At 68.4% G+C, this 4,857-nt stretch carries 5 protein-coding genes; 1 reads left to right on the top strand and 4 read right to left on the bottom strand.

The window, feature by feature from the left end; translation table 11 throughout:
- Positions 1-250: 250 nt before the first annotated feature.
- The 3 genes from AB0G14_RS34675 to AB0G14_RS34685 form a co-directional block, all read right to left on the bottom strand.
- Positions 251-673 carry a class I SAM-dependent methyltransferase gene (locus AB0G14_RS34675; protein WP_357704864.1) on the bottom strand — a complete coding sequence of 141 codons (423 nt, stop codon included), beginning with the start codon at positions 671-673 and terminating at the stop codon, positions 251-253.
- A gap of 85 nt (positions 674-758) precedes the next feature.
- On the bottom strand, positions 759-1,127 hold the full coding sequence (locus AB0G14_RS34680; protein WP_357704856.1) for a hypothetical protein: 369 nt from the start codon (positions 1,125-1,127) through the stop codon (positions 759-761).
- A gap of 135 nt (positions 1,128-1,262) precedes the next feature.
- Complete coding sequence (locus AB0G14_RS34685) at positions 1,263-1,799, bottom strand: hypothetical protein (RefSeq protein ID WP_357704858.1); 537 nt, start codon at positions 1,797-1,799, stop codon at positions 1,263-1,265.
- Positions 1,800-2,702: 903 nt separating this feature from the next.
- Here AB0G14_RS34685 and AB0G14_RS34690 point away from each other — a divergent pair.
- Positions 2,703-4,037, top strand: coding sequence for a helix-turn-helix transcriptional regulator (locus AB0G14_RS34690; RefSeq protein ID WP_357704860.1), 1,335 nt, complete (start codon positions 2,703-2,705; stop codon positions 4,035-4,037).
- On the opposite strand, the gene AB0G14_RS34695 is transcribed toward AB0G14_RS34690, so the two are convergent.
- Complete coding sequence (locus tag AB0G14_RS34695; RefSeq protein ID WP_357704862.1) at positions 4,034-4,690, bottom strand: HAD family hydrolase; 657 nt, start codon at positions 4,688-4,690, stop codon at positions 4,034-4,036. The two genes, AB0G14_RS34690 and AB0G14_RS34695, sit on opposite strands and share 4 nt — an antisense overlap.
- Between the last annotated feature and the right edge of the window lie 167 nt (positions 4,691-4,857).

Consider the following 4,857-nt stretch of genomic DNA (forward strand, 5'->3'; position numbering starts at 1 on the left):
CCAACACCGTCTGGATCAACAAACCCACAGCTCAACCCGCAGATCTACAGAACACCTGACCACGAAAACGTCTCACTTGACTTGACAGGTTCCGCCGGGCTTCTGGGCGTGCACAAGCAGGCAGCAGATGCCGTCGCCGGTGGGGGTGCCGACGGGGCTCACGCGTAGGCACCGCAGCCCGGATGCGGTGACGGCGGCCTTCCAGCCCTGCGGTCCTGACATCCATCGGGCAACGGCCACCTGGCTCCCGTCAGCCAGTCGCATCACGGTCCGCCGCGGGCCGAGCCAGCGCGGGTGCGGCACGGAGAACAGCAGCCGGCCGCCGGGACGCAGGCGCCGTGCGATCAGCGGCAGGAGTTGCTCCGGCGGGCACAACCCCACCGCCCCGAAGACGGAGAAGCAAATGTCCAACGGGCCTGTACGGGCGAGAAAGACGCGCGTCGGCGCACTGGAACCGGATCGGCAGGTGGCCCCAGCGTGTGCACGCCCGGGTGATCTGTAGCGGTGCGACGTCCACACCGACGCAGTCAGCGCCACGCACAGCCAGTGGAGCGAGGTTGTCGCCGTTGCCACAGCCGAGTTCGGCCACAGCCAGCCCGCTGACCTCGCCGAACAGCTCCGCACCCGGGCCGTGCCCGGGATACTGCGTCCACTCGACCCGGCTGGGAGCCATCGGTCGGTCGTCCGGCAGCGCGAGGCGGGCTTGATGGTCCCACGCGTGCCGGTTGATTGCCGTGAAGATGCTGGTGCGCACGGGACTACGACTGGGTGACGTCGAGGCAGGCCTGCACGTTGCGCATCTTCTTTCCGAGGTTGACAAGGCTTCGGGCGGCGGCCTTGAGGTCCTTGGAGGCGGCGCGCATCGCGGCCAGGTTCGCGGCGTCGGTGTCCGGGTTCGCCTTGACCCAGCGGTCGATGGTGCGGGCGACGTGTTCGGCGAGTTCGGCTTCCTTGGTGACCACGCTGCGGAAGTGGCCGGCGGACTCGGTCCAGTTCCACGGGTGCGGCTCGTGACCGATGCCGGCGGTGTCGAGCTGGTAGTTGGTGTACTTCAGCGAGGTGCTGATGCCGTCGAGCATGTCCCGGACCGTCACGACCCGGCCGCTGGTATCCCTGGCAATCGCCACTGCTACTCCTCGAATGTTTCCCGGGTGGCCGCGCGCGGCACGGGGAGGCTGCGCGCGGCCACCGGTTCTGATGGAGGTGGCCGTGTGGGCAGGGGAAGCGGCAAAGGCGCCGCGCGGCCACCGGTTCTTCTCAGGTCAGCGGGGCCAGGGTCCGCTCGATCCAGGGCACGCGCATGCCGGCCAGCTCGCGGCGCATCGTTTCGACGTCGGTGCCGAAGGGCACGACCAGCCGCCGGACATGTTGGGAGCGCCCTGGCAGGCATGAACCAGCCTGCCGCCGAGAGCCGCGTGCGCGAGGATGCTCTCGCGCCGACGCGACTCGTTGAACCAGGTGCCGTGATACAGCTCGTCGAGCACTTCAGCGGTCGCCTTGTCCAGATCGTAGACCACCTGGGCGGCGGCGCACAGCATCCAGGCTGGGGAGACGTTGCTGATGTGCCCGTCGAGCTCGACGCGGTTGAGGGCCATCAGGGTGCCGCACTCGCGCAGCATCAGCAGCGTCCCATCGGGCACGAAGTCCAAGCCGGGGTCCTGCAGATGCTCCTCGCGGAACATGTAGGCGTACACGTCGTGTGCGGTGCGCAGCACCTCGGCCGGGTCTGTGGTGGAGTATCCGTGCTTTTTGACGAAGTCGAGCACGAGCTGCTCGATCGTCAGGTCCTCGCTCTCCACGGCCGGGAGCAGTTCGGCCCGGACCCGCTGCCAGTCGCACAGCAGCCAGCTCGGGTTCTCGTAGCGGAAGAAAACTCCTCCGGCTTGATCGTCAGCATCGGCCCGTCGACCGTGATGCCGGAGATGCGCTCCCAGGTCTTGGTGAACGGCACGGGCAGGTCAACTTTGATAAGGTCGGCAGTCGCTACCGTCATTGCGGCAATTCCTTTCCAGTGGGGATGTGACCGTTTGCGGTGGTCGAGCGGTCCTGCGGAGCTAGCCGGCTGGCAGGACCGCCGTTATGAGCGGCGCTGCGAGTGGTCGGGCCCTCACCTCCTCGTCTCGTTTCCGCCGGGTATCGGCTACCGCCCGCCCCGTGCTGCCGTCACTCGGACAATGACCGAGCTGTACCTAACGGCCGGAATCAATCTGCAACGGTCGCCGATTAGGTCAGTGCCTCGCGGCGGCCGGACTCGTGGCACCACCGTTCGACGAACCTCAGCCGGGGCCTCGGCTGCCGGTCCTGGCGTGCCCGCCGGTGTCCCGGCGGGCACGCCATCACGGGGCGGCGGCTGGGAGCGCACCGCCGGTCCACCCGCCTGCGCAGCCCTTATGGCGGCACGCCAGCGAGGCATCAGCCTCGCGAATACGCACCCGCCCGCCGCCGTAGCCGAACCAAACTCCCTGGCCGTCTCGTCAGAGTCGATCGATCTGTCCACCATGAATCCCCTGGCATCGATGGCAATGGGTCGATGAGCTGGCTCGCCGCTCGGCCGCGGTCTTGGATGCTCGACAACAGCGAACCGTTCAGGAGGGCTCAGGGGTACCGTCCACTACCCATCCGCTCGCGACCAGGTAATGACGGGCCGTAGCGGGCATGGGTAGCGTGGCTATCGTCGGCAGGCAATGCGCGGAGGTGCTCGGATGGCCGGACGGCGCTATCCCCCCAATCGGCGGCTAGCGTGGGAGAGGCTGCAGCGAGGCTGGTCGTACGAGGAGGTCACCGAGCGCATTCGTGCGGGTATGAGCCATGCCGGAGAAACCGACACCGGACTCAACGCCAACACCGTGCGGCGATGGGAAACGGGCGAACGGTGGCCCGACCCCCGCTACCGCAAACACCTGGTGGCCATCTTCGACAAGCCAGCCAGCCAGCTCGGCCTCCTCACTTCCGACGAGTTGGCCATGTGCCCGCAGGCCGAGACACTGCACGAGTTCAGGAGGTTGTGGGACATGCTCACCGGAGACGAGAACGAGGCCGGCTGGGACCGGGCAGCAGTCCTACGCGCGCTGTTCGGCGCAAGCATGCTGCCGCTGGTCGCGCCGCTGCTGTCGCTGGACCCGCAGGCAGCGCAAGCCGGCACGAAGACCACCGACCCAAACGCGTACGCCGACATCGTTCGCTGCCAGCGGGCGCTGTACTGGACCAGCCCGGCCCGGCCGCTCTACGAGGCCGCATACGCCCACACGCAGCTCGGTACCGGACTCGTCCGCGCGGCGAGCGGCACCAACCGCACGACCCTCGCCGCCGCCCTCGCCGGATCCGCGCTCCTCACCGCCCGGCTGCCGTTCTTCGACCTCAACCAGCCCGCCGTCGCCCAACGCTGCTACGACGTCGCCCTCGCCGCTACCCGGGAAGCTGGAGATCACGCCCTGGCTGCCGCTGTCCTCGGCCACATGGCATTCATCCCCGCCTTCAGCCACGACCCGTCCGCCGCACGCCCGCTGATCGACGCGGCGCTCCAGCACACGTGGCACGGCGTCAACCCAGCCGTCCGCTCCTGGCTGCACTGTGTCGCGTCGGAAGTCGAAGCCCGCGCCGGAGCCGGAGCAGCCAGCCGCCACCAAGTCGACCTCGCCGCTATCGCGATCGAGGCTAACCCCACCCCGCCGGAATGGCTCGACTTCTACGACGCTGGTCGGCTGCACTCCTTCGCCGGCTACGCGGCCCTTTCGGCCAACGACCACACCGAGGCCGCCGGTCAGCTCACCGCGGCTCTCGCCGGCCTGTCTGCCACTGCGGCCAAGCAGCGCAGCGTCATACTCGCCGATCTCGCCTCCGCACATAGCAGCGACGGCGACCACGCCGCCGAATACCTCAACCAGGCGATGGACGCTTTGCACAGCGACTGGTATGGCACCGGCCTGGACCGTGTCAGGGCCGTCCGGCCCGTGCTCGGCGACAGCCGGAAGGGCAGGCAGCTCGACGAACGAATCGCCGCCCTCGCCGCCACCCGAGCCGCCCTACCCGGCAGCTAACCCGCTGACTCGTTGTGCTTGCGCACCAGCTCGGGCAGCTCAGCCAGCGAGTCGATCCGGAAGAGGCAGCGTTCGCTGACGGCCTTGTCGTCAAGGATGTGCCCCCACGGGCCGCGCCGGATCAGTGCGGTCGGGATTCCGACGTCCCGTGCGGGCCGGATGTCGTTGTCCAGCCGGTCCCCGACGTACAGCACCTGATCGGCCGGGCAGCCTGCCTCCGCTACAACGCGCTCGAAGAACGCTGCGGACGGCTTCTCCACACCCCAGCCGTCCGACGTGCCGATCACGTCCACCGGCAGGTCCAAGGCGCGCAGAATCGTCTCGGCCCGTGCCGTCTGGTTACCAGCCAGGCCGACCTGCACGCCCAACTCACGCAGTGCGGCCAGGCACGGCCGAGCATCCGGGTAAAGGTTCTCCTCCGAGAAGTGCTCCGGCTGGCCGACCGCCGCGCGGCGCTTCCGCTCCTCGTCCAGGTTGAATCCGGGCCGGAAGACCTGGAACGTCTCCCGGTAGTCCAAGCCGCGAGCGATCACCGCCCCGAAGACTGCCGAGAAGGTGTGCCGAGGTACACCCAGCCAGTCCGCCCAGGTCCCGTACTCCTGGGATTCGTCGACGATCGTCTCGCCCACGTCGAAGAACACGCTCGCGATCACCCTGCGATTGTGCCCCTTCCGCCCAAAGTGATCAACACGGCTGGACGCTGGCCGTCCAGCCGCACCATTTAGTAAGAGCGACCGGCGATAGGTGTTACCTGAGCCTGCGGGTGGTGGGGCGTGTGTCCCAGCGGTAGAGGGTGCGGGCGCGGTGGATGAGTTGACGG

This window comes from Micromonospora sp. NPDC023814 (genome assembly GCF_040639595.1).
Taxonomy (GTDB): domain Bacteria; phylum Actinomycetota; class Actinomycetes; order Mycobacteriales; family Micromonosporaceae; genus Micromonospora.

Bases quoted from the DNA above. Each gene is read 5' to 3' on its own strand.
- AB0G14_RS34690 (WP_357704860.1), top strand. From the start codon at position 2,703: ATGGCCGGACGGCGCTATCCCCCCAATCGGCGGCTAGCGTGGGAGAGG.
- AB0G14_RS34675 (WP_357704864.1), bottom strand. From the start codon at position 673: ATGGCTCCCAGCCGGGTCGAGTGGACGCAGTATCCCGGGCACGGCCCG.